At 61.0% G+C, this 21,201-nt stretch carries 23 protein-coding genes; 13 read left to right on the forward strand and 10 right to left on the reverse strand.

The genetic code is table 11. The annotated features are described in order from the left end of the window. Nucleotide 1: 1 nt before the first annotated feature. From E9536_RS34445 to E9536_RS41695, 7 genes are all read left to right on the forward strand, one after another. A complete protein-coding gene (locus E9536_RS34445) occupies nucleotides 2-1,330 on the forward strand; it encodes a type 4b pilus protein PilO2 (RefSeq protein ID WP_136472289.1) in 1,329 nt (442 codons plus the stop codon). Further along, a complete protein-coding gene (locus tag E9536_RS34450; RefSeq protein WP_060321785.1) occupies nucleotides 1,317-1,895 on the forward strand; it encodes a hypothetical protein in 579 nt (192 codons plus the stop codon). Before E9536_RS34445 ends, E9536_RS34450 begins: the two co-directional genes overlap by 14 nt. Beyond that, complete coding sequence (locus tag E9536_RS34455) at nucleotides 1,892-4,204, forward strand: ATPase, T2SS/T4P/T4SS family (protein WP_136472291.1); 2,313 nt, start codon at nucleotides 1,892-1,894, stop codon at nucleotides 4,202-4,204. Before E9536_RS34450 ends, E9536_RS34455 begins: the two co-directional genes overlap by 4 nt. Beyond that, a complete protein-coding gene (locus E9536_RS34460; protein WP_136472293.1) occupies nucleotides 4,201-5,325 on the forward strand; it encodes a type II secretion system protein in 1,125 nt (374 codons plus the stop codon). Before E9536_RS34455 ends, E9536_RS34460 begins: the two co-directional genes overlap by 4 nt. Nucleotides 5,326-5,344: 19 nt before the next feature. Continuing rightward, nucleotides 5,345-5,935: a type 4 pilus major pilin gene (locus E9536_RS34465; RefSeq protein ID WP_060321776.1), complete on the forward strand. Its 591-nt coding sequence runs from the start codon at nucleotides 5,345-5,347 to the stop codon at nucleotides 5,933-5,935. A 9-nt stretch (nucleotides 5,936-5,944) separates the two neighbouring features. Next, nucleotides 5,945-7,147, forward strand: coding sequence for a hypothetical protein (locus E9536_RS34470; RefSeq protein ID WP_136472295.1), 1,203 nt, complete (start codon nucleotides 5,945-5,947; stop codon nucleotides 7,145-7,147). Nucleotides 7,148-7,557: 410 nt separating this feature from the next. Then, on the forward strand, nucleotides 7,558-8,019 hold the full coding sequence (locus E9536_RS41695; RefSeq protein ID WP_168799607.1) for a hypothetical protein: 462 nt from the start codon (nucleotides 7,558-7,560) through the stop codon (nucleotides 8,017-8,019). Between the two features lie 60 nt (nucleotides 8,020-8,079). On the opposite strand, the gene E9536_RS34480 is transcribed toward E9536_RS41695, so the two are convergent. The 6 genes from E9536_RS34480 to E9536_RS34505 all read right to left on the reverse strand — a co-directional run bounded on the left by E9536_RS34480 (nucleotide 8,080) and on the right by E9536_RS34505 (nucleotide 13,289). Continuing rightward, nucleotides 8,080-9,087 carry a CAP domain-containing protein gene (locus E9536_RS34480; protein WP_136472298.1) on the reverse strand — a complete coding sequence of 336 codons (1,008 nt, stop codon included), beginning with the start codon at nucleotides 9,085-9,087 and terminating at the stop codon, nucleotides 8,080-8,082. Between the two features lie 223 nt (nucleotides 9,088-9,310). Then, a complete protein-coding gene (locus tag E9536_RS34485; protein WP_136472300.1) occupies nucleotides 9,311-9,676 on the reverse strand; it encodes a hypothetical protein in 366 nt (121 codons plus the stop codon). A 7-nt stretch (nucleotides 9,677-9,683) separates the two neighbouring features. Continuing rightward, nucleotides 9,684-9,881, reverse strand: coding sequence for a hypothetical protein (locus tag E9536_RS34490; protein WP_060221253.1), 198 nt, complete (start codon nucleotides 9,879-9,881; stop codon nucleotides 9,684-9,686). After that, nucleotides 9,874-11,070 carry a FlhC family transcriptional regulator gene (locus E9536_RS34495; RefSeq protein ID WP_136472303.1) on the reverse strand — a complete coding sequence of 399 codons (1,197 nt, stop codon included), beginning with the start codon at nucleotides 11,068-11,070 and terminating at the stop codon, nucleotides 9,874-9,876. The genes E9536_RS34490 and E9536_RS34495 overlap by 8 nt, the downstream gene beginning before the upstream one ends. A 51-nt stretch (nucleotides 11,071-11,121) precedes the next feature. Further along, a complete protein-coding gene (locus E9536_RS34500) occupies nucleotides 11,122-12,357 on the reverse strand; it encodes a hypothetical protein (protein WP_136472305.1) in 1,236 nt (411 codons plus the stop codon). A 230-nt stretch (nucleotides 12,358-12,587) separates the two neighbouring features. Next, entirely contained in the window at nucleotides 12,588-13,289 is a 702-nt protein-coding gene (locus E9536_RS34505) for a nuclease-related domain-containing protein (RefSeq protein WP_136472308.1), read from the reverse strand. Nucleotides 13,290-13,713: 424 nt separating this feature from the next. Here E9536_RS34505 and E9536_RS34510 point away from each other — a divergent pair, with 424 nt between their 5' ends. From E9536_RS34510 to E9536_RS34540, 6 genes are all read left to right on the forward strand, one after another. Further along, nucleotides 13,714-14,073 (forward strand): hypothetical protein, encoded by a 360-nt coding sequence (locus E9536_RS34510; protein WP_089476913.1) that lies wholly within the window; start codon nucleotides 13,714-13,716, stop codon nucleotides 14,071-14,073. Between the two features lie 113 nt (nucleotides 14,074-14,186). Next, nucleotides 14,187-14,633 carry a hypothetical protein gene (locus tag E9536_RS34515; protein WP_060349431.1) on the forward strand — a complete coding sequence of 149 codons (447 nt, stop codon included), beginning with the start codon at nucleotides 14,187-14,189 and terminating at the stop codon, nucleotides 14,631-14,633. Continuing rightward, complete coding sequence (locus E9536_RS34520; protein WP_060349355.1) at nucleotides 14,624-15,463, forward strand: hypothetical protein; 840 nt, start codon at nucleotides 14,624-14,626, stop codon at nucleotides 15,461-15,463. Before E9536_RS34515 ends, E9536_RS34520 begins: the two co-directional genes overlap by 10 nt. 11 nt (nucleotides 15,464-15,474) lie before the next feature. Then, on the forward strand, nucleotides 15,475-16,029 hold the full coding sequence (locus E9536_RS34525; protein WP_060349354.1) for a single-stranded DNA-binding protein: 555 nt from the start codon (nucleotides 15,475-15,477) through the stop codon (nucleotides 16,027-16,029). 435 nt (nucleotides 16,030-16,464) lie between these two features. Next, nucleotides 16,465-17,607, forward strand: a complete 1,143-nt coding sequence (locus E9536_RS34535) for a toprim domain-containing protein (RefSeq protein ID WP_060349353.1) — start codon at nucleotides 16,465-16,467, stop codon at nucleotides 17,605-17,607. Between the two features lie 95 nt (nucleotides 17,608-17,702). Next, entirely contained in the window at nucleotides 17,703-17,930 is a 228-nt protein-coding gene (locus E9536_RS34540; RefSeq protein WP_230961103.1) for a hypothetical protein, read from the forward strand. A 46-nt stretch (nucleotides 17,931-17,976) separates the two neighbouring features. Here E9536_RS34540 and E9536_RS34545 read toward each other — a convergent pair whose 3' ends face one another. From E9536_RS34545 to E9536_RS34555, 4 genes are all read right to left on the reverse strand, one after another. Next, nucleotides 17,977-18,231 carry a hypothetical protein gene (locus E9536_RS34545; protein WP_060321733.1) on the reverse strand — a complete coding sequence of 85 codons (255 nt, stop codon included), beginning with the start codon at nucleotides 18,229-18,231 and terminating at the stop codon, nucleotides 17,977-17,979. Continuing rightward, nucleotides 18,228-18,383 (reverse strand): hypothetical protein, encoded by a 156-nt coding sequence (locus E9536_RS41700; protein ID WP_168799608.1) that lies wholly within the window; start codon nucleotides 18,381-18,383, stop codon nucleotides 18,228-18,230. The genes E9536_RS34545 and E9536_RS41700 overlap by 4 nt, the downstream gene beginning before the upstream one ends. Nucleotides 18,384-18,500: 117 nt before the next feature. Next, the gene (locus tag E9536_RS34550; protein ID WP_136472313.1) at nucleotides 18,501-18,839 is read right to left on the reverse strand and encodes a hypothetical protein; all 339 of its coding nucleotides are present in this window, start codon (nucleotides 18,837-18,839) and stop codon (nucleotides 18,501-18,503) included. A gap of 9 nt (nucleotides 18,840-18,848) precedes the next feature. Next, nucleotides 18,849-19,853 carry a PRTRC system protein D gene (locus E9536_RS34555; RefSeq protein WP_136472316.1) on the reverse strand — a complete coding sequence of 335 codons (1,005 nt, stop codon included), beginning with the start codon at nucleotides 19,851-19,853 and terminating at the stop codon, nucleotides 18,849-18,851. Nucleotides 19,854-21,201 lie beyond the last annotated feature (1,348 nt).

Here is a 21,201-nt window from a genome sequence, read left to right on the forward strand (position 1 = left end):
CATGATGCACATCACGGAACCTCTGCCGACCGACAAGCGCTCGAGACTTGTTTTCGGCGTCGAGTGGCGGGCCTACCCGGTTAAGGGGGGGAAGGCTGAACGTCGCCGCTACGCCGATGCTTTCGACGCCACACACTTCGTCGAGTACAAGGTCGGTGCCGAGTTGATCGGTGGCTTTGCGAGACCAGACGCGCCGGAAGTGAAGGGCGCGCGCCTCTACTCGGGCGCCGCGCGTGTCGCACTGCACGATCGACTCAAGGATCGGGCCGCGGCGCTCGTTCTGCTGCAGGACGGTCCGCGCGTCTACACGGTGTTCGTGGTCCGCGGCGCAGTTCGCAGCGATGAGGTCTTGTCGCCCGAGGCAGCGCTGGCGCGACGTATTGAAATCGAGCAGGAGTGCCTGAAAGGGAATCTGAGGCTCGACACGTTCGGCACGGGCGATCGGATCGGTGACGTCGACGAGCCATTTCAGGCGAGCGAGCTGCTGGGGAACCGCAAGGTCGGACGCATCGCGAAGCTCCCGGTTTCGGTGCCGACGTTTATCCCCGTGGCCGTCATTGTGGCGGGCGCGATTTTCGGTGTTCCGAGGGTCATGGACGCGCTGTCCCCGCCACCGCCACCGCCGCGTGCGCCGACATTTGCTGAACAGTACGCCGCTGCAGTTCATGATGCTTTCGTTCGCACGCAGCCGAGAGCGTCCGAATTGGCGCCCGCGCTGCTCGCTGCCGTGGGCGGCAAGCAGACCGTGATCAAGGGGTGGCTGTTCCAGGAAGCAAACTGTCCGTCCTCGGGGTTCTGCACGCTCACGTTCCGCCGCAACGGAGGCACGTTCTCAGGCTTCGATCAGGCGGCGACGGCCGACATGCGACCGGTGAAGTTTGCGCGCGACGGTCGCTCCCTCGAATGGCGCGGCCCGGCGGTTCCAAAGGTCGCGTCACTGAAGGAGAGTGAGTCGAAAAGCTGGCCGGCGACGCAGGCCTTTATCGAGATGCTTCAAACGCCCCCGCAGCGCATGTCGGCCACGCCGCTCGAGCTTCGCGCCTATGGATACGTCGTGACGCTCCAAGAGCCGCGACCTCTCATTGCGACGGCGGGCGCAGGCGACGGCGCACACGTGGGGCGGCTACTCAAACAGGGCGACTGGACGATCGAGGGTTTCCGCTGGCAATCGCCGCTGCTTTCTAAGCTGCCCCCCAACATGACGCTCGAATCGCTGAAGGTCGAGCTGCGTCTCAACGAAGGCGCGAGCGCGATCCCCAACAAGGATACGGGCGACTCGTCGTATGGCATCCACTTCACCGCGCAGGGCAAATACTATGTTTTCGATTAAGCACGCACTCATTGCGGCGGGTGTGGGTCTCGCCGCGTCCGCACATGCGGGGCCGGTCGCCGGCAGTCTGTCGATCGACGATATCGATCAGTTGGCACGCGCGAACATCGCCCGTCAGCTCGGCGGAGGCGCCGTCGGTAGCGGCATGCTGCCACCCGGTGCCATGTCGCTACCGCAGCCCGGGATAGCGGCAAGCGGTGTCGTCGTGGACGGTTCTGCCAAACCGGTCGAGAAGCCGCCGCGGCCACCCCGGCCGCACGCCGAGCCGGTCTCGTTCCTCGGCGCATTCAACGACGAGGCGGGTGGTCACGTCCTGTATTCGTTCCGCGATGCAATCTATCCAGCACGCGTTGGCGCGACGTTGCTCAACGGCTGGAGCGTCAAGAGCGTTGATGGCTACGCAGTGACGGTGGCCGAAGGCAAGCGCACGTGGAAGGAGCCGATTCGCGGCGCAGCGCCGATCCAGTCGCCGGCCGCAAACGCTGTTCGTTCGCTGGTTGATCTCGGTTCCCCGTTACCTGCCGGCGCGCCGTTGCCGGGCATTCCGCTCGGAGGTTCGCAATGAGCTTCTTCGCGGAAATGGAGCCCCAGGAACCGGCGAAGCGCGGTTTGCTCGGCAGGCTCAAGGCGTTCACGGCGGGCTTTACCGATAGCTCCTCATCTTCGATGCAGATTGTTGGTCGGAAGCCGATCGACGGTGGCGATAGTGTGGTTGCGGCCGAACCGAGTGGTGTTCGGGAACCGCGCTTCAAATCGTCGAGCAAGCCGCTGAACCCGCGGCAAGCGAACCAGGGTCAGCCGATGACGATGGGCATGATGCTGCGTCGCGCGCAGGAGGAAGCAGAGGACGTCGCGATCACCGGTGAAGGAAGCAATCGAGAATGGCGCGGGAAGCCAGAGGGCGGCGTGGCCGCTCAAGCAGCGCAACAAGCAAAGAATGACACGGTAGCGGCAGGCGGATCACGGTCGGCGGCGCCAATGGAGGACGGAGGCAGGCATATGCCGCTGGGGCCGGCGCCCGAAGTAGACCTGCCCGCTGACCAGACAGCCGACATGCTGCAGGAGCACGCAGGTGCGTTCGACCCGAACGAGCGGGCGCATGCGAATGCCACGCCGGACGTCGAGGAGGCGTCGGAGTGGGCATCGGGCTACGACGTTCCGCCCACCGTCCGACGCATCGGGACGGACGTGACCGAGACGCCTGAGATTCCTGTTGAGAGTGCTCGACCCCGTCTCGTCCATGCCGAATCGCTCAACTTCAAGCGGGTGCTGTGCCAGCGCGATGAGCATGCGGCACTCACGGTGACGGAGTCGGCCCGGCGCGAATTCATTGCGGTCGAACTGCAGGCCGGCATCTCGATCGTGGTGGCCACTCCTCGTTTCCACGAGAGTCAGTTGTATTCGACGTACCTGAAGGATCTCGCACGCGCTGATATCGTAGTCCACGAGGAGATGGTCGCGGACGAAACGGTCATTGCCTCGCTTTACGGCAAGGAGAAGCAACGAGCGGCGACCGTGGTTCCGGAATCGTCCCGCGCGATCGGCATGTTCCGCGATGTGATCGAAGATGCTCATGGGTATGACGCGAGTGACGTCCACTGGGAGTATCGGGACTTCGCCGATAACGTCGAGCTGCGCTTGCGGGTCGATGGCGAGATGTACGCGTATCGACGGTTGCCCAAGCCGATGGTGCGAAAAGCACTGTCAGCGGCGTATCAGGATCTCGTTCAGCGCAACACGAACTCAGGTGAATCGTTTCAAATGACGGCGCCGCAGTCCGCGATGATTCCGCTCGTCGCGCACACTGACATCGTGAACATCCGCTGGCAAAGCGCGCCCCTCGTCGGTGGCTTTGACGTCGCGCTGCGATTGCTGGATGGAAATTTCAAGCGCGTTCGCGTGCTTATGCCTCATGAGATGGGGCTGGAAGCCAGTCAGCTCGAGATTCTCGACAGTCTCGGCAAGGTGACGGGCGGGGCGACCTTCCTGACAGGGGAGACGGGCTCCGCGAAGACGACACTGCTACGTGCGATGTCATATCTTGTCCCGAACCGCGATCGCATCAAGCAGTTCGCCGTGAATGAGCCGTCCGAGGTGCCGGCGCCCTGGCTGTCCGACATTTCTATTCAGCGTCGCCCGAACGAGACTGAAGATGACGCGAATCGCAAGGTCGTCGAAGTGATCCGCACGCTGATGCGGATGGATCCCGACGACCTGACGATCGGCGAAGTGCGTGACTCCGTGCTGGCGGGCTTGGTCGCTGAACTCGCGCTGACCGGGCATCCGGTCCGAGCGACTCTGCACGGCAACAGCATTCTCGGTGCCGTGATGCGCCTGGTCGGCGGGCGGCTCAAGTTGCCGATGGATGAAGTGGCATCGGGCAGCTTCCTGAATGCGGTGGGAAACCAGAAACTGATTCCGAAGCTCTGCCCGCATTGCAAGCGGCCCGCACGCGACGTGCTGTCGCTGGCGCAGATCGCGACGCTCGAGCGCAAGTTTGGGCTCGACACGTCGAACATGGCGTGCCGGGACGAGGATGGCTGCGAGCATTGTCGTCGCCCGGGGTTGCTCACCCGAGATGGCAAAGTCGCGGCCGGCATCAAGGGGCAGACGCTGGCAATGGAGCTGTACCGGCCGACGCCGGAGTTCCTCGCGCGCGTCTCCGCGCGAGATTGGCGAGGTGCCGAGCAGGTGTGGCGCACCAGTCGAAAGACCGGTTTTGCGGATGCGGACATGACGGGGAAGACTGTCTATGAGCACGCTCTGTACAAGGCTTCGTACGGGCTTATCGATCCTCGATTCATCGAGGAATCGATGTGCGCATTCGATGCGTACCGAGTGGCGCCTGACGCTGATGGGGTGATTCCATCGTGATCAAGTGGCTCGTCTACACCCTCTTCAGGATGCTTCCGCCGAAGGAGCGCCTGCGCATTTCAACCTGGCGGTTCAAGGCGATGCGGGAAATGTTCTATCGCGAGACGCGCCTCGATGTTGCGAAGAAGGGCCTGCGCAACAGCGAGACGCTGCTTGAGCGATTGGACACGCTCGAGGAGCGTCATCGAAGGCGGAAAAACTTGTCGTGGTTGGCGTTCCAGAAGATCGCTCAACGCATGCGTGCCGGCGACGATTTCGCGATGGCGATGAAGCCGTTCATCCCGAACGATGAATTTGTACTGCTTGAGCTGGCGAGCGAATCGCCTCGCGACGATGCAGCGATCCGCGGTCTGGAGCTTGCCGAGATGGCGGCACACGCAAAGGGTGTCTTGTCGACAACGACGTCGATGCAGATGGCGTACCCGGCGTTCCTATTGGTCTACCTCTATGCGTTTTGCGTGCTCTTCGGATCTGAAATTCTGCCGGCGACGCTGGACGTGCAGCCGCTCGAAAACTGGTCCTCGTTCGGGCAGTTCATCTACGCCTTCGATACCTTCTGCGCCGACTACTGGTGGCTGACGAGTTCCGTCGTCGCGGGATTGATTCTCGGCTACTTCCAAACGCTGAAGCGTTGGACGGGGAAGTTCAGAAACAAGGTCGACGCAATGCCGCTGATGTGGCGCAATCGGCGCGATCTGCGCGCGGCGTTGTTGATTGTCTCCCTCGCCGGTCTGTTCGACTCGGGCTTAACGCTGCGCGCCGCGCTGGACAAGCTCATCAGATCGGCCGATCCGTGGATGCGCTGGCACCTCCGGCAAATGAGCACGCGGCTGACTGCTAATCCGGACAAGCCGATGCAGGCGATGGATACCGGCATTTTTTCGGAGATGACGATCGACATCCTGACAGACGCGGCCGGGCGAGATCAGTTCGTCGAGTCGGTGAAGAGCCTTGGGCATAGCTCGCTGGATCGCGTTGTCGACGCGGTCCGACGGAACGCGAAGATCACCCACTACGTGCTGCTTGCCGTAGCGGTGCTGGTGTTCCTTGTCTTTGGCCTGGGTTCGTACCTTGCAACGGGGGCCGTCGCGTTTGGCGGGGGCCCTACCACCATCAACTAGAGATTCTAGGAGCCAACAATTGAAAACGTCCAACAAGCAGCTGGTGAAGCGTCCGTACATTGGCAAGGGCCGCCGCTGGCAAAAGGGTGAGCTTTCGCTGGTCGAAGCGGCCGGCGTGATGGCCGCTGCCGCACTGATCGCGCTGGCCGTATACATGGGGCGTGGATTCGTGATGGATCGAATTCACGCGATGCAGTTCAAGAGCGAGGCGCAAATTTTTCGAAGCGGGATTCAAGACGCAACGGCCGGCGAGACTGATTTTTCGAACGTGACGATGCTGTCGCTCACGCAGAACCGCGCGTTCGATTCGGCCGGCCGTCGGTTGAACAAGACGTCTGGTGCGCTGACCGGGATTTTCGGTGGTGCTGTCACCGCCGCTGCCGCGACGGTAACGGCGTCGAATGATGCGGTCGCACTGACGTACCCGGTACCGGCAACGGTCTGCGCGCTGTCGACAGATTCGATTGCGTCGGCCTATACGCAGATCAAGGTGAACAACACGACGATTTCCGGGCCGGGGATCACATACAACTCGAGCTCTGCGGCCACGGCATGCGCATCCGCTGGTGCCACCGCGAGCATCGTCTTATACGCGACGAAAGACAATTGAGGACCTGCGATGCTCAGCATCATTGAAGTCGTGATCGTGCTGGTTGCCGCTGCGCTGATGACGCTGCAAGGAATCCAGCGCGACGTCGAGAAGCGTCGGCATGACGTGCTGAGCGTCGAAGGGGCGAACCAGGCGGTGATCAACGCCGCTTTGTCGAAGTGGGTGACGGACAAGTACGGCACGTTGGTGGGACAGATGGTCGGGGGCAAGACCACGCCCGTCACGCCTCCGACGTTCGCCGAGCTGCGCGCCGGTTCGTATCTGAAGGCGAACTATGCGGCCGGGCCGTTCTGGGGGGGCAGCTACATGATCCAGATGAGCGTCGGCCCGGACGATTGTGGGACTGGCACGACATCGTGCCAGGTGAGCTACGTTTTCTATTCGTCGAAGCCCGTGACCAGACTCGGTCAACCGGATGCTGCGGGCGCCGGCATCGTCGCTCAGGCAGCGGGGAATGGCTTCGGCTTCTCGACGTCCCAAAACTCGGCCGTGGTGCGTGGCCTCAACGGGGCGTGGACTGCCACCAATCCGGTGCCAGGAGCGCCGGCTGGCATCGTGATGGCCACAAACGGTCCTTCTTCGGACGGGAACTCGGTGTTTATCCGGCGCGATGGCTCGTTGAAGTGGACGGGGAGCCAGGACGTCAACGGGGTCGATTTGCACAACGTGGGCAACATCGACGCAACCGGGATGATCGCAGCGCCGACACTTGCTGCGTCGAACGTTGCGATCAGCAACGCGGTGCGAAGCCCCGGGACGCTTGCCGTGCAGAACGCGGACGGGACGGCGCCAGCGCCGATTTCAACGGGCGATAGCACCGTGAATGGCCAGCTGCAGGTGACGCAGACGATCACACCGGGCGCCGTTGCAACGCCGCGCGCGTGGTGTCCGACAAATGGCGCGATGGCACAAAACAGCGATGGCCGCGGACAGGTGTTGTCTTGTCAGGACCACGCCTGGTTGCCGATCGGAGGGCCCGCGCTTCGACATGGGTATTTCATGGTGCAGAACGGCTGGGGGGTCCCGACTCCGAATTGTTCAACAGGAGGGATACCGCAAATCGTTTTCAGCCCGGTGAGCTTCTATGTGAATCCGACGGCGACCGTGAATGTTTCAGCCTCGGGCAGTGGCCCATGGACGGTGTTTATTACAGACGGGAATGGCAACGGGATCGGCGGCATGGCTGTCGTTGAAACGTATTGCTCGTACTGAGGGAGAGGCAAGTGAAAAGTTGGAAGAAATGGTGCTTGGCCGTGCTGCTGTCAATTGGGGCGAGCAGCGCATTTGCAGACGGTTCGTGCCAGCCAGGGTTCAGTCCTCGGTCGTATCCGTTCTACGACAGGACCGGTGCGTATATCGGTATGCGCCAGGCGTGCGCGCCGATCCCGTGCACGCCCGGTTACCAGGATTCGACGTGTGCCGTGCCGTTGCGCAACGGGGCGGTCCCGCAGCCGCAGTGTCAAACCGGTGCGGGGTGGACCACCGTTGCCGTCTCGGTGTGGCAGGGGTCTCAATGGTCGGCGCCGCAGTGTAGCTATCAAGCGCGGCCAAATTGCCCGCCAGGCCAAAACGAAACGAGCGCGCCCAGTTGGAGCGGGAGTAGTTGGGTGGGGCTTGCGTGTATGACCCCCGCAGCCAACAACCCGAATCCGATTTCAGCCTTCGCAAACTGCCGGCCGAGAATCATTGCTGAAAAACGAAGGGTTTTTAGCTTCGCCCTTAGTGACTCGTTCCTCAACACATCTGGTGCGAAATGGACGAAGCGGACCGATGAAGATGGTGTGTTTACCTATACGACGCTCGACCCGGGGCAAGAGTACATCGCCGATCAGAATGGTCTGATCATGTACCTGCAAAATGGGCAATACCTCGTTCGCGGGATATTTGCATGGATAGGGACACTTGGGCAAGGCACGACGTTCGTATTCGGATACGAATACATCTGCCCAGTTGATGTCGATGGCAACGTGAACGGACCTGTCAAGCTATTGGGGGCGACCACATACAGCGGACAGGAAAGTCCGCAGCGTCTTCGGAAATCGCAAGGACGTTGGTGCAGCGACTATTGCTTGGGTCTCAATTGACTCTGACGCTACTAGTGTCGAAGATGCCGGCTCGCAGAGCCGGCATCTTCAGAATTGATGCTATTGACCGGTCTTGAAGGTGAACGTTCGCGAGAACGCTGTTCCGTTGATCGTGCCAGTGAGTGCTACCGAATATGACATGTTCGGCGTAAGGGCGCTGGCTGAATATGCGACTGCCATGTAGCTTTTCAGCACCTTATTCGGATCGTTCGATGAGTCGAGCAGTTGCAGGTTGATGACGCCGCCCGACGCGTCGGTCATCGTGCCAGACTTCAGGAGGACCTTATCGCTGACGCTCCCGATGATCGAAACTGGCGTGCCCCATGCGCCCGACGTATTCGGAGGTGTCGGGATTTCCGAAACACCCTTCGACGGAATGCCCGAAACCCCTTCGCAAGGGAAAGTTAGGGGCGCGGCGCCCGTCAGAGGAACGAAGTTCGCGAGCGAAAGCGCTGCGTGAATATTCGGAAAACTGTTGTAAGGGGTCGACGTAACGCCGATGCCCGCAACGTTTACCGGCAACGACGCGACGTCGACGTGATAGACGCCAGCCAACCAGCCTGAGATGAGATGTTGAGCATATTGGTCGGTCGTGAGGCTTGAATTGGTGTAGTACCCGATGCTTACGCCTCCGGTCGAGTTTGCCGCGGCGAAGCCCACGCGACTGGCGCGATCTGCGTATGTGGCTCCGGTGAATCCACTCTTTGTTGCGTCCTCGTCGTCCGAAACGACCGCGTTGACGTCCATGTATTGCGAATGGGCTTGCGACGCACGATCGAGTAAAGTGTTTTGTTGCAGCGTCGGGAAGCCGCATTGCGAGCGATATTGATTCAACTGATTGAGCACCGCAAGCTGTACGCTGCCAGCGTCGTATTGCGGCGTCGATACGGTGCCAGGTGGCGTCGTTTGCGCGCCACCATTACCGTTGTTTCCATTATTTCCGGAGCCGGAATCGTTGTTCCCAGCCGGCTGGCTCGATCCGCTGTCACCACCGCCACCACAGGCGGCAAGAGTGAGCAACGCCGCCACTGTGAGGGCGGACAGGCCGATGGTCGTGATCTTCTTCATTGTGTTGGTCCTCGTATTGTTGTCGGGCCCGCCCACCGCGAACCCTTAAATCCATCCTACCGATGCGGCGGCGAAGTCAAGTTCGCGCGGCCGACGGCCCAGTTTTTGAAATGGCTTGGGCGGGCCAAAAAACGCCAATTCTAAATTACGGTTAGATTTCGTCAGACTTAATGGTGAATCGGCAAAAAAATCCCGCCATCTGGCGGGAATCAATGGTGGTCGGTCATCTGGGCTTGCGCCGCTTCCAGTGGAATATCCGCAGTCCGATGAAGGCCACGCCCAGCAATGCGGTCGATTTGTACGGAATTGCCGTTGACACAGCGGGGACTGCTGCCGCACCGACGTACATGCAGGTGAGGGCGACCAGCACCTTACCGAACCACGGCCTGGCCAGCATTCCAAGCACCGGCGGCGGCTGACTTCCAACCCAATCGGGATAGGCCTCATTGATCTGCTCGAGCTCGAACGACTCGGCCCTCGTCTCGCGCTGCACTTGATAGAACCGTTCGTATCGCTGGAATCGGCCGTCCCCGCGGCCTTCGAGCCAGGCAGCGTTACTTTCGGCGACGAGATAGGCGAGGTCGTCCATGTGTCCGTTAATGAACGTAGACCGCTGCCCACGGCAGCGCGGCTCGGACGTCGACGATGACTCGGCCGTCCGCCTCGGAGTAGTACTGTTCGGTTTCGACGTCGTACCACGCAAACTGCGGTCGGCGATCGCCGTTGATTACGATCAGGCTCGCCGGCAGGTCGGGGAGGGCGTGAAGAGCCGCGCAATCGTCGTTATTAGCCATTGCGCGTCCTCGCTTTGGTGCTACGCCGCTTCGCGCCTAGCTGTCCCGTGCAGGCCGGGCAGTCGAAGCTATGGTGCATTTCGATCTTGGTATCGTTGTTGCTGACGATGTATTCCGTGCGGCAGGTTCGGCACGGTGCGATCGTGAGCCGGTTGTCGGCCGCCATCGCCCGCGTCAGGTTGCAGCCGCGGTCGACGGAGATTGCGTGTTGGCCACCGAAGATCTGCTGGTAGACGTCGTTGGTTGCGATCAGCGCTTGCGGTGCGTTGGCACCTGAAGCGAGCGCCGCGCGGTACAGCCACGTGAAGATCGTTCCGTGCAGGCGATTGGTCGGTGTCTCGACAAACCAGTTGAGTGAGTTCGGCGTGTTGCCGCATGGTGAGCTGGTGCCGTGCATCTCGACATACCGTTGGCGCATCGCGTTTTGATTCAGGCGAAACAGGCTGGCGGCTGTCGACGCGCGGCAACCATACGCCATCAGCGCATGAGCGTACGTCTCGTTCTTCTCGCGGGGCAAGCGCAGTTCGCTCCAGCCGGCCTTGCCGGGCGCGCTGTTCATCCTGATCGGCGAGGTCGCCATGATCTGGTGTGCCACCATCTCGTCGGTCAGATCGCTGGCGGTGAACTGATACCAGAAGGTCGGCGTGTTGAAGCGCCAGCGAAACAGCGGCAGTCCGTTCATTCGACCGAGCGCAATCCGCAGCTTGTATGTCGGCACGGACGCGAGGTAGGCGACCACTTCGGTCTTGACGCCGAGAAGCGGAGCGGCCAGTACGCTGAGGTGAATGACGCTCGTGACCAGATCAAGGAAGACCCGGTTGTGCTGTTCGACCGAGAACTTCGCGAGCGCGTCCAGCGGCGGAAGCTTGCGAATCAGCTGGTCGACCGCGACGGTCGTGGGGGTGTCGTCGACGAAGCAGCGCCAGTCCTCTACCGACTCGAGGGTCGGGGCGACCATCAAGAACGGCGTACGCAGGAGATTGCGCAGCGAGCTCTCATTGTGTTTGACGTGATCGATTTCTTTGCGCTCGACGGCGAGGATGCCGTTGAAATCGCCATTCATTTCGAGCAGCCACTTCATCTGATCGACGAGGTCGAAGTTTGTCACCTGGATGCGTTCGGCCAACCAGCTGGGTACGTACAGTCGCTCGATCGAACGGTAGGTCTCGCGCGAATTATTCTTGTCCATTTTTTGAGTCTCTCTTCTACTGCCCAACAATAAAGCGTGGCCCGGGCAAAATCAGACGCGTGCCGCCGCCGTGACCTCACCGTGGAATTTGCCGATCAGGTCACTGAAGGCCTGGAACAGCGGTTTGAAGCGGGTCGGATTTCCGTCTGCGGTCGCGAGCAGCTGCGCGCTGTGATAGTCCTGAACGAAGGAACTGAAGGTATCGATCAGCCCACGGATCCTCTTTTCGAGCACCTCGCTCGCTTCGATCGACGCGCGGTGCTCTTGGGCACGCGCCTCGAGCTCGGAAAGTTGCGCTTGCGCCTGCTCCAGCTTCGCGCTCGCGGCCTCGAACTCGGCCAGCTTGGCGTTCATCGCATCTTGCAGGGTCGTGTAGGCTTCCGGCAGCGTTGGCACCGGGACCTCTGTCTTCACCGGGTTTGCTTTGAGCTTGACGATTTCGGCAGTGAGCTGCTCGACTTCACGTTCTTTGGTCGCGATCGTGTGCTGCAGTGTGCTGACCTGCTTGCCGGTCGAGGCGAGCGAAACCTGAGTCTCCTGCGCTTTTTCTTTCTCCCGGGCTTGCTCCTGCCGCACGTTGGTGAGTTCGGACGACAGGCGATCGATCTCTTTCTGAGCGTCGTCCAGTCGGCCAAGGGAGGCATGCAACTGCGAAGTTGCCTCTTCAATGCTGTTGTCCTTTCCGGCGATCTGGTCTTCCAGCGTCGCGATGAGCCTTTTGACTTCGCTCTTCGTGAGCGTCGGGTCATCACGCTTCGCTTCGATTACCTTCTCGATGATGTCGTCGCCGATGTGGTTGTGCACCAGCAGCGACATATCGCTGTACGTCAACATTTCGACCGCGCCGATGTTGCTCGAAAACTTGTTGTAGACCCGGATGTACAGGCTGACCGACGACTTCGACTTCTGGAAAACCTTGGTGAGGAACGAGTAAACCAGCTCGGCGGCCCGGTTCCTGACCTTCTGGTTGTCGCCTTGGGTGCTGACGAAATGGCCGATGACGGATGCGTGGATGTGAGCAAAATTGCCGCCGATCCGCATGTGCTCCTGCAGGATCTTGCGCGTCGAGTGGGCGACTTCCTCACTTTCCTGAATGATTGTTCTAATCAGACTGTCCGGCAGACCGGTGAACGTCTCGCGGGCGGCGGTGGTGAGTTCCAGCTGGTCCGGCACATGCGCGAACGTGGCTTTCAGTTCGAGATCGGCGTCCGCCGACGTCGCATTGTCGGGAACGGTAGGGTTGAAGTTCTCGTCGTCTTCGAGTTTCTTCGACGGCTTTTTGGACAAAGCGCTCTCCAGTAGAGGATGGGCCTTCCCTGGCACGGGTTCGGCGAATTGCCGGATCGGGGGACGCCCGTCCGACGAAAATGAGACCTGGCGGTCTGCACCAGCTTACGCGGCGCTTTTCAGTGCCACTGGGCGAAAGCTGCACGAAACGATGCGTCTTTCGCGGAAATGGCGCGCGTCGGCAATCTGAAACTAAAAGTTACAGAATGTTAGAAAATGTAAACCGGTGGTCATATGTTTACGGATGAATTTCCGGCAACTTTATGGCGATGAGTCGATAGCGCCGATCCGGTCGGATCGTCCACGCTCAGTCGATTGACGACCCCCCACGCTGCCGGGACGTTGATGTCGGGGTTTGTGGAGTTAGTGTGGCGATCTCGTTGAGTACGCAACCAGTAGCCCAGGTCGCGAAGGGTGACGAGGGCGAGCGAAAGGTCGGGCGAGAGCGTGCAGTTATCGTTTGCGAAGACACCGAGGCCCTGAACGTTCCAAATAGCTGGAAGTGTGCCGCGCAGGAAGGCAACCTTGGCCCGGTTCTGACTGATCGGCGATCGGCGTTCCTCCCGCTTGCCGCTCGGCAGGTGGCACACGACGGTATCGGCGCTGCTGCCAGGCGCGATAGCAGCGGCCCAGTTCTTGGTCTCGATCACGAAGATGCCAAACGGCGTGACGACGAGATGGTCGATTTCGGCAGTCGGGAACTCGGTGCCCGGCGCGTGCAGCAACAGCAGGGCGGTGGGGTGGACGTAGAAGTTGTTGCCGCAGAGCTGGGAAAGTACGCGACGCAGCTCGGCAAGCACGCGTGCCTCTCCAGCATCGCCCGACGCCTGGCTGCGCGTAATCGGGAGCGTCGATTGGCGACGGGGGTGAGCCTTCGTGTAGTGCTTGGCCAGTGCCCAGGCACCAGCGACAAGGATGAGAGTCCAGAACATTGGGATGCGCCTCGTTTGTGGAAGTGACGCGTCCAGTTTGCCTCGGCATTTTCGAAGTCAAGTTCCGGAGAAAGCTATACGTTTTTCTGGAGCATTCTCGGTTTAGCCCCTCAACCAGTTGCGTCGAGGCGGCGTGGTCAAAGCTGTACGCGTTTGGCGAGCATTCGATCTGGTCCTCGTACCGCAGCGGCTTACCCTAGCTCTATCACGCGTTTTCGACGCATCGACCTCTCTGAGCCGAAAGGCTCTGCCATTTCGCGGCTCGCCCGCGCCTTCCCTGTAATCGGCCTTGAGCGATTTCGTGCGCTGACCCTCGCGGTCGCGGACGAAAGCGCTTCGCGTCGATTTCCATGCTCGTTCCGAGCATCGAAACCACCGGGCCTTGTCCGGACATCCCCTTGTTCAATTTTCTCTGGAGAGAAAGATGTTGCAATCCCTGATCAGTGGCGCGTTCAAATCGCCCGGCAAGTTCCTCGCTTTGTGTTTCGCGGTCTACCTCGCGGCGCACTCGATTCTCGTGTTCGTCTTTCTGGCGATCGCAGGATTCGCCTACTTCAAGAGCCGTGCGAAGACTGCGCGTCGTGAGTCGGACCGCGATGCAGCTGACCGCCACGATCGTGACGAAAGTCCTCGGCATACGAACCACGCGCACGCAGCACCCGCGCATTCCGATGTGCAGACCCCGATCACTCCGCAGCGTCAGTACGCGAAGTCGGCCGTTGTCATCCCCATGAAGGCGGTGTCCAAACCGGCCGCCGAATCTCTGCAGACGGGCACGAAGTAAGTTGCCCCAGTCCGACCGTGCGAGGAAATTCGCACGGTCGCCCCCATCTCCCACCGGGAACCACGTTCCCGGTAAGGGGAATGAGGTGCCCGGTTGATATCCGGAGCACGCTTATGAAACCGCAAGTAGCTGGTTGGCAGCTCGACATGTTCGGCGGCGATTCGCCGATTCTCATCACCCCGCCTAAACCCGATCCATTGCCGGACCCCGACCTCTGGGAGCCGCACGTTCGGGAGAAGCTCGCCGAGGCCGTAGTCTTTTTCGCCCTCGACAGCCGGCATAGCGACAACGTCCCGGAGGCGTTGATCGACTGCGCAGAAATGCTCCATCAACGGCTGTGCAATCGGCCGGTAGACAAGGTCGATTACTACGCGACGCTCGGCTGGATCATGGAGCTCTGGACTGGAGCGATTCCGTACTCGGTCGTCTGCGCACTCGGTCGTGTACGGCCGCGCGCGATGCAAGACGCGATCCGCGACGTACCGCTGCTCAATTACGACTTCAATCGACTCAACCGCTGGTGCAGCGGTCAATTGTCGCTGGAGGCGCAATGGGCGTAGTCATGTTCTTCACGCGCGTGTTCGCTCAAGCCTTCCCGGGCAGTCCTCGGGCATCGGCGTCGACGGTTGAGCCGCCCTCGTCGTCGTGCGGCAGCGCAAAAGCTGTCGGCACTGGCGCGGACAACGAGACGCTCGTAACAATCGCCGGAATCGTCCATCTGTTCGTCGACGAAGGCGACTGTGTCGTCGAGTTCGTACCGCATTTCGATGACGCACCTGGCGACACGTTGTTTGGCACGAAGATCCTGCCCGCGCTCGCGCCGCACTGGGCGATGTTGCATCAGCACTCGGTCCCGCTGAAGGACGCGATCGCGACAGCGATTCGCCGGGCAAGCGTACCGGCCACTGGCGCGATGGGCGTTGCATCGCCAACCGCGGATACAGAACCTTGGTCGGGACGCTCGTCGGAAGTGGCGGAAACGCCGGCGGATGTGGAACGCGAAGTCGATCGCCAAACGTCCGCGCGTGAATCTGTTGGGTTCCGTTCTCCGCGTCGAGGTGTCGACGCCGAATCGAACCGCTCCGGTGCGGTGGAAGGACGGATCACCGGCTGGGGCGAAGAAACTTTCCCCGACCGTCGACCTGGCAAATCTCGAAGCTATCGGTCTTTTGCCCTTCGCCTCGAGACGAGACAGGGTGAACAGACTCTGCAGGGCGAAGGCCTGAAAGACGCGATCAGCGAGTGCGGTTGCCGCGTCGGTGAAATCGTCACTGTGAAGCGCCTCCGAAAGATCAAGGTGCCGGCGTTCCGCAAGGAAGACGGCTCACCCATTATGAAAAACGGTCAGCAAGTCATGTGGGACAAGTGGCTGTGGTCGATTACCAAGTGAAGGAGTTCTAGATGGCATCTGTAAACAAAGTGATCATCGTCGGCAATCTTGGCGCCGATCCGGAAGTGCGGTACCTGCCCAGTGGCGACGCAGTCGCGAACGTTCGCGTGGCGACGACCGATCGCTATAAGGACAAGGCGAGCGGTGACTACAAGGAAATGACCGAGTGGCATCGCGTCTCGTTCTTCGGCCGATTGGCCGAGATCGTGAGCGAGTACCTGAAAAAGGGCAGCTCGATCTACGTCGAAGGCCGCATCCGCACCCGCAAATGGCAGGGCCAGGACGGGCAGGATCGTTACTCGACCGAGATCGTTGCGGACCAGATGCAGATGCTCGGCGGCCGCAACGGCGGCGGTCGCGGTGACGGCGGTGGCCACGGTGGCGACAACGAGTTCGAGCAGGGCACGCGTCGTCAAACAAGCGCCCCGGCCTCACGACAGCCGTCCGGTCAGCCGCCAGCAAACGCTGCGGCCCGTCCGCAACCCTCGGCGCGCCCGCCGGCTCAGACGCAGTCGTATGGCGGTGGTGGTGGCTTCGATGAGATGGATGACGACATCCCTTTTTAGAAGCCGACCCTATTTAATTCGGTCTGATTCGAAGGGGTTCCCGTAAGGGCTCACCATCCCGATTCTCGGTCCCGTTTTTTCTCACCTATAGCGTGCGACGTGCCTTCGGGCACATCGCACGCCGTCTTCCTTCCCTCCCGCATTTCCCTGTTCCGCTGACGTTGCTGAACCAAGCCGACGCGCCCGCGCGCGGCTTCGTTGAGCAAGCGTTTCTGCGCCTGTCTCAGGCATCGAAAAACCCGCAGTCCAACTGGAGATATCCGTGAACGTGAAGTGTTTTTGCCTTTCGTCCCGCTCTGGGCTCTCCATGACGCGTCGATTCGACGTGCCGTTGGAGTCCGCGGCGGTAGGAAGGTTTGTTGATCCATCTGTGCTGGCTATCCGACCGGTGGCGAATGCACGCGTTTTCGCCGTTGTGCGAACGGAGGACGAATCATGGGAGAGCTGAAGAAGCTGAATCTCGCGGCCATAGACTGGCCCAATGTTTTTCCGCATTACATCGACAGTCGATTCTTGAACGGAAAAGGGCGTTGGTGGGCGTGCCCGCTTTGCGATGGGGAAGAGACGTTCCGGCTCTATCCAGCCGAGAAAGACCCCCGCGGTGGTTGGCATTGTGCGCGCTGCTTGAAGGGCGGTACCGGCGTCCAGCTGATTCACGAGGTGACCGGCAAACCTTATCGAGAGATCTACTACGAGCTCGGAAGCGGCAACTACAACGGTGGTATTCCGGTCGCGGTGGTCCGCAAGGCAAAGCCGGTCCCGGTCCGGCCTGAAAAGAGCGACGAGCAGAAGTGTCGTGAAATGCAGGCCGCGTGGGACGGCGCCGATCCGGTGTCGGTTGATTCGCCCGCCTGGACATACCTATCGAAGCGCATTCCCGGGCTGCGGCTCGAGTGGATCGGACGCGACGTGCGCTGCCACCCAGGCTTGGAGTACGTCGACGCCTTCGGCAAGAAGCGGGGGAAGTTTCCCGTGATGCTTCAGCGCGCGCGATCGCAAGCCGGGAAGCCGCGGCGTGTCCATCGCACCTACCTCACGGCCGACGGCGAGAAGGTTCCATTTCTCACGAAGAACGGGAAGCCTCGAGCGAAGCTGGAGATGAGCGCTCCGGCCGGCAGTTTCGGTTCGTCGGTGCGGCTCAACACGACGCGCTCTCGCACGCTAGCTCTGGTGGAGGGCGCCGAGACTGGTTTTGCGGTCGTCGCGCGGTACGAGAATCGCATCGAGGTCCGCTGCCTGCTGAATTGCGGTGGCCTGGAGCATGCCGATATCGACTGGAACGACTACGACCACGTGATCATCTACGCCGATCGAGACAAGGTGGATCACCGGCGCGGATTCAGGCCGGGTGAACACCATGCGCAGCTTCTTGCTGATCGAATTCGTGCGCACGGCAAGCGCGTTTCGATCGTGAAGTCAGTGGTCGAGGGCGTGGATTTCTGTGACGTGTGGAAGTTGCAGTATCAACGGCGGGTGCAACAGCGTGACCATGTGCGCGCTAGGCAACTGGCGCGCGAGGAAACGCGGAAACGGAACCTGACGCGGATCCGTACCAGTGGAATGTGCGCGGCAATGTGACATTGACGCCGGCAGTAGCCGGTACTCTTTTTTTCTTACCCGGTGGGGATACGTCCCCTCCGGGCCGTATTGCGCCGGGCCACATCACGAGGTGAATGATGGGCTCGTTTCGACTGGTGCTGGATGAGTTTGAAGTGGTCGAGGCGCCACGCAAGGTGGCGTCCGAGGGGACAGCGGACCTTTTCGAAGGTCCGCGCTTCGACGTGATCGACCGGCTGCTCGAAGGCGACGATCGCTTCATCCTGCGGGATGAAGCGTTTCAGCCGGCGGTCGATTTCTGCATGGCGTGGCTCGAAGAAAAAGAGAAGAGCCGTCCGCACTAAGCCTGAAGACAAGCGACTTCCCTCGGGAAGTCGCTTTTTTTTTTGCTTAGTCGCCCACGATAACCAGGACGAGAAGGAGGATGAGCCTGAAGATTCGCCACGCTCCGCCGGCCCAAAATGTGCCGATCGCCCCAACAAGAAGAAACAGACTGGCGATGTCGCCCGCACCGTGGTTGTGCATGAAGGCGCCGGCCACGAAGATCAGCGAGTACACCAAGACCAGAACGAGGCGACGCAGGACAAACGGAAGGGCCCGGAACCCACGGATGACCGTGGATACGGTGCCGGCGACGGCCTTCATTGCTCGTCCTTGGCATTGGCCATATGGGCGTGCCATGCCTCGACGCAGTATTCGGCGGCAATCGCGGCCGCTGCCACTGCGAGCCAAAAGTAGGGGGATGCGAGCTTGTGAATCAGTTCGCCGTTGCGAATCCACTCGATCAGTTCCAGCATCTTCTTCTCCTCATTTATCGGTGCAAGACGTGGCACACGTTTTGAACACCTACCTCGTACAGCAATTCTCTCAGGTCTGTACAGAAAGCAAGCCGCGAAAAACGAACCGACGGGCTGTCACGCCCATGCCCCGAGCTGATCGTGAAGCGAGTCGTCGAAGCCCGCGCCGTCAAGACTCCCATCGCCAACGCTGAGTACCTGAAACGCGTCGCTATCGTCGGCGCCAGTTGCGCGCGCTTGCATAGCTTGGGTTGATGCGGGCGAGACGAGCGGCGTGGCCACTGCCGGCGTTACGACGAGCGCCTTCCCGGTCGATTCCTGACGAAGCGCTGATTCGGCCAACGCTTTGAGGACGGCGGCCCGGCGACGAGCCGACGGACACGTGCTCAACCGCTCGAACAGCAGCGGCGACACGAGCTCGTTGATCGTGATGGTCATCTCGATCTTGTCGCTCATGTCCACTCCTTACCGGCGTTCGCGAGCGACGCTCGATTCCCCGACCAGCAGGAACCCCCGAACGTTCGCGAGGCACGGTGCGTCTATCACCTCGATGACGACCCGCGGGAACGCCTGCCGGATGACGGATGCGTAGAGTGCCGCGCCTCCGCCGGACAGGATGATTGAACGAACGTTTGCCAGACGGCCGACGTTGTTTTGCATTTCCTTCACCACGCCCGAAATCAACGGCTGCGCTTTCTCGAGATAGGGCGCGAGGTCGATGTCGTTCCCATAGAAGAAAAACGGCGTTTGCTCGCGCAGTGCTTTGTCGATTCGCTCGATGTCCTCGACCGCGTCGCCTTGGTCGCGCGCGATCAGCTGGGCGATGCGCTGATAGATCTGCGATGCGCCGCCCGGCATACCGCCGCTGCGCTTGTCGTCCATCGCGAAGCCGCTCGCGTACACCCAGTCGGTCGTGAAGTAACCGACGTCGACGACGAGATGTTCCACGTCGCGGCCAAACCCGCCTTTCCGGTTGCTGGAGGCGAGGACGAGCGAGCCGAGCGGCTGCGGGATCACCATCACCTTGTCGATCTTCACCCGTCCCGCGCCGAAATCTAGTGTGCCGGTGAACCGCTCCATCAACGCACTCGCATACTTCTTCAGGTTGTGAACCGGCAGGCCGAGCACCAGGCGTTCGACATGGGTTACGCCGGAAAAGTGGATCGCGCCGAGGAGCAACGCGGCATAGTTGTTCGTGAGAATGTAATCGTCCGCCAGCGCGCGTCCGGTATTGCCGTATGCGGCAGTCAGGGAAACATCCGGGCCGACCTCGTACTCGACCTGGTCGATCACGATGGTGGCTACCTTGCGGGTGGTCAGCACGCTGTCTCCGTAGCCGGCGATCGAACGGCTCGCCGCAAGCGGCGCGAGCGACGGAAACATTCCGGAGGCCACGGCGTTGTTCGCGGCACGGTGTGCGTATTTCGTATTGCCGTAGCCGACGTCGATAGCAAAGACTGCAGTTTTCAAGGGCGACTCCTTTGGTCACTGGTTCATGGAAGGCAAGTGCAACGTCGAACCCGGAGTCGAACTTCGGCACAGCGACTGCACCAAAGTCCTAGATAAAGTCGGACATTGAGAACGGGCCGTTACCGAAGTCGGACATAAAGTGGGAGATTGCAACGGCGAGCCCTTGAATCTCCCGGATAAAGTCCGAGATTGCGTGATTCAGTCTATCGAGCGGTACGCAAAGTCAAGTTTTGGAAAGCGGCGCACTTCCCGTCAGCTTTCGCGCGGTCGAGCGTGACGAAACGGCCTATTCTGGGCATCACCTACCGCGTCATCGACGCATCGAAACCGAGCGCCGAGCGCTCACACTCCCCCTTCCGGCCCGCTTTGGGCCTCCAACGCAGTGAAATGTCCGGGCCGCACATTGACGCGGCCTTTTTCTGAAGCAAATCAAGTACACAGTGGTCCACCTTGAGGACCCCTGGACAGTGCGATATCCATACGATCGGCGGCGGTTTGCCGCAATGGGACGCAATGAGGACATGTGGACACCGGACACCGGACAGTCCACGCAACCTCAATTGCGTCTACTCACGCCCTTTCAGCGAACGAGCTGGGTGCGTTCAGGAAGCCCGATACACCGCGGCCGACATGAACGTGCTTGGGGGCGGGGGAAGTCTTGCGATCCGGGGAGACCGGCATTGCGATTCCCTGATTGGAAGAACGAACGGTAGGCGCAGCCGTAACCCAAATGCGCAACAAGAATTGCCCGGCATATAGCCCGGCGCCGGCGACCGCGAGGATCGTCCGCGCCGAGACGCGCAAGCGTCAGGCTGGCAGGGTAGCCACGAAGCTGATCTGGGCGGAGTCACTCTGCGCAGCGCGTCCGGAGAGCGGGCGCGAAATGGTCGGCGACGGTTTGCGCGGAGCGCGGACTACGTCGGTCATGGAAGCAGGATGGACAGTCGGATTGCATGCTCTTCCCATGCAGCGGGCTGATCGGATGGAATCGCTAAAGGACAGGAAGCAGCAAGACCGCGCCGGCGGATACCGGCGGAGCCATTCGCGCGAGCGAGGGCGAGAGAAGTAGCCGTGGCGCGTCAGGTAGGGGCGCGCAACGGATGGAAAAGGTGAACGTCTATGGGGCTGCCGCGAACAATCCAGACACGGCTCGTGTCGGCTGATGTGGGGAACATTTGCGCGAAGCGATGGCCGCCGGCAGATCACGGATCGATCGCGTTAGCGGGATCGACCGCGCGCCGGCTGCGCAGCGCAAAGCGGTTCTTGACCGAGCGGCCGCGCATCGTACGATGGATTCGCGAATGGCGTCTGTGTCGGTTCTTGGGATCGTGGTGGACGAGTTCGCGGA

The sequence above is a fragment of the Burkholderia sp. LS-044 genome (assembly GCF_004803625.1).
Classification (GTDB): domain Bacteria; phylum Pseudomonadota; class Gammaproteobacteria; order Burkholderiales; family Burkholderiaceae; genus Burkholderia; species Burkholderia cepacia.

Coding starts and splice junctions, on each gene's coding strand:
- E9536_RS41700 (WP_168799608.1), bottom strand. CDS start 18,383: ATGCTGGAACTGATCGAGTGGATTCGCAACGGCGAACTGATTCACAAG.
- E9536_RS34495 (WP_136472303.1), bottom strand. CDS start 11,070: ATGGACAAGAATAATTCGCGCGAGACCTACCGTTCGATCGAGCGACTG.
- E9536_RS34450 (WP_060321785.1), top strand. CDS start 1,317: ATGTTTTCGATTAAGCACGCACTCATTGCGGCGGGTGTGGGTCTCGCC.
- E9536_RS34505 (WP_136472308.1), bottom strand. CDS start 13,289: ATGTTCTGGACTCTCATCCTTGTCGCTGGTGCCTGGGCACTGGCCAAG.
- E9536_RS41695 (WP_168799607.1), top strand. CDS start 7,558: ATGACCCCCGCAGCCAACAACCCGAATCCGATTTCAGCCTTCGCAAAC.
- E9536_RS34545 (WP_060321733.1), bottom strand. CDS start 18,231: ATGAAGGCCGTCGCCGGCACCGTATCCACGGTCATCCGTGGGTTCCGG.
- E9536_RS34490 (WP_060221253.1), bottom strand. CDS start 9,881: ATGGCTAATAACGACGATTGCGCGGCTCTTCACGCCCTCCCCGACCTG.
- E9536_RS34480 (WP_136472298.1), bottom strand. CDS start 9,087: ATGAAGAAGATCACGACCATCGGCCTGTCCGCCCTCACAGTGGCGGCG.
- E9536_RS34510 (WP_089476913.1), top strand. CDS start 13,714: ATGTTGCAATCCCTGATCAGTGGCGCGTTCAAATCGCCCGGCAAGTTC.
- E9536_RS34445 (WP_136472289.1), top strand. CDS start 2: ATGATGCACATCACGGAACCTCTGCCGACCGACAAGCGCTCGAGACTT.
- E9536_RS34455 (WP_136472291.1), top strand. CDS start 1,892: ATGAGCTTCTTCGCGGAAATGGAGCCCCAGGAACCGGCGAAGCGCGGT.
- E9536_RS34550 (WP_136472313.1), bottom strand. CDS start 18,839: ATGAGCGACAAGATCGAGATGACCATCACGATCAACGAGCTCGTGTCG.
- E9536_RS34525 (WP_060349354.1), top strand. CDS start 15,475: ATGGCATCTGTAAACAAAGTGATCATCGTCGGCAATCTTGGCGCCGAT.
- E9536_RS34520 (WP_060349355.1), top strand. CDS start 14,624: ATGGGCGTAGTCATGTTCTTCACGCGCGTGTTCGCTCAAGCCTTCCCG.
- E9536_RS34470 (WP_136472295.1), top strand. CDS start 5,945: ATGCTCAGCATCATTGAAGTCGTGATCGTGCTGGTTGCCGCTGCGCTG.
- E9536_RS34535 (WP_060349353.1), top strand. CDS start 16,465: ATGGGAGAGCTGAAGAAGCTGAATCTCGCGGCCATAGACTGGCCCAAT.
- E9536_RS34540 (WP_230961103.1), top strand. CDS start 17,703: ATGATGGGCTCGTTTCGACTGGTGCTGGATGAGTTTGAAGTGGTCGAG.
- E9536_RS34515 (WP_060349431.1), top strand. CDS start 14,187: ATGAAACCGCAAGTAGCTGGTTGGCAGCTCGACATGTTCGGCGGCGAT.
- E9536_RS34485 (WP_136472300.1), bottom strand. CDS start 9,676: ATGGACGACCTCGCCTATCTCGTCGCCGAAAGTAACGCTGCCTGGCTC.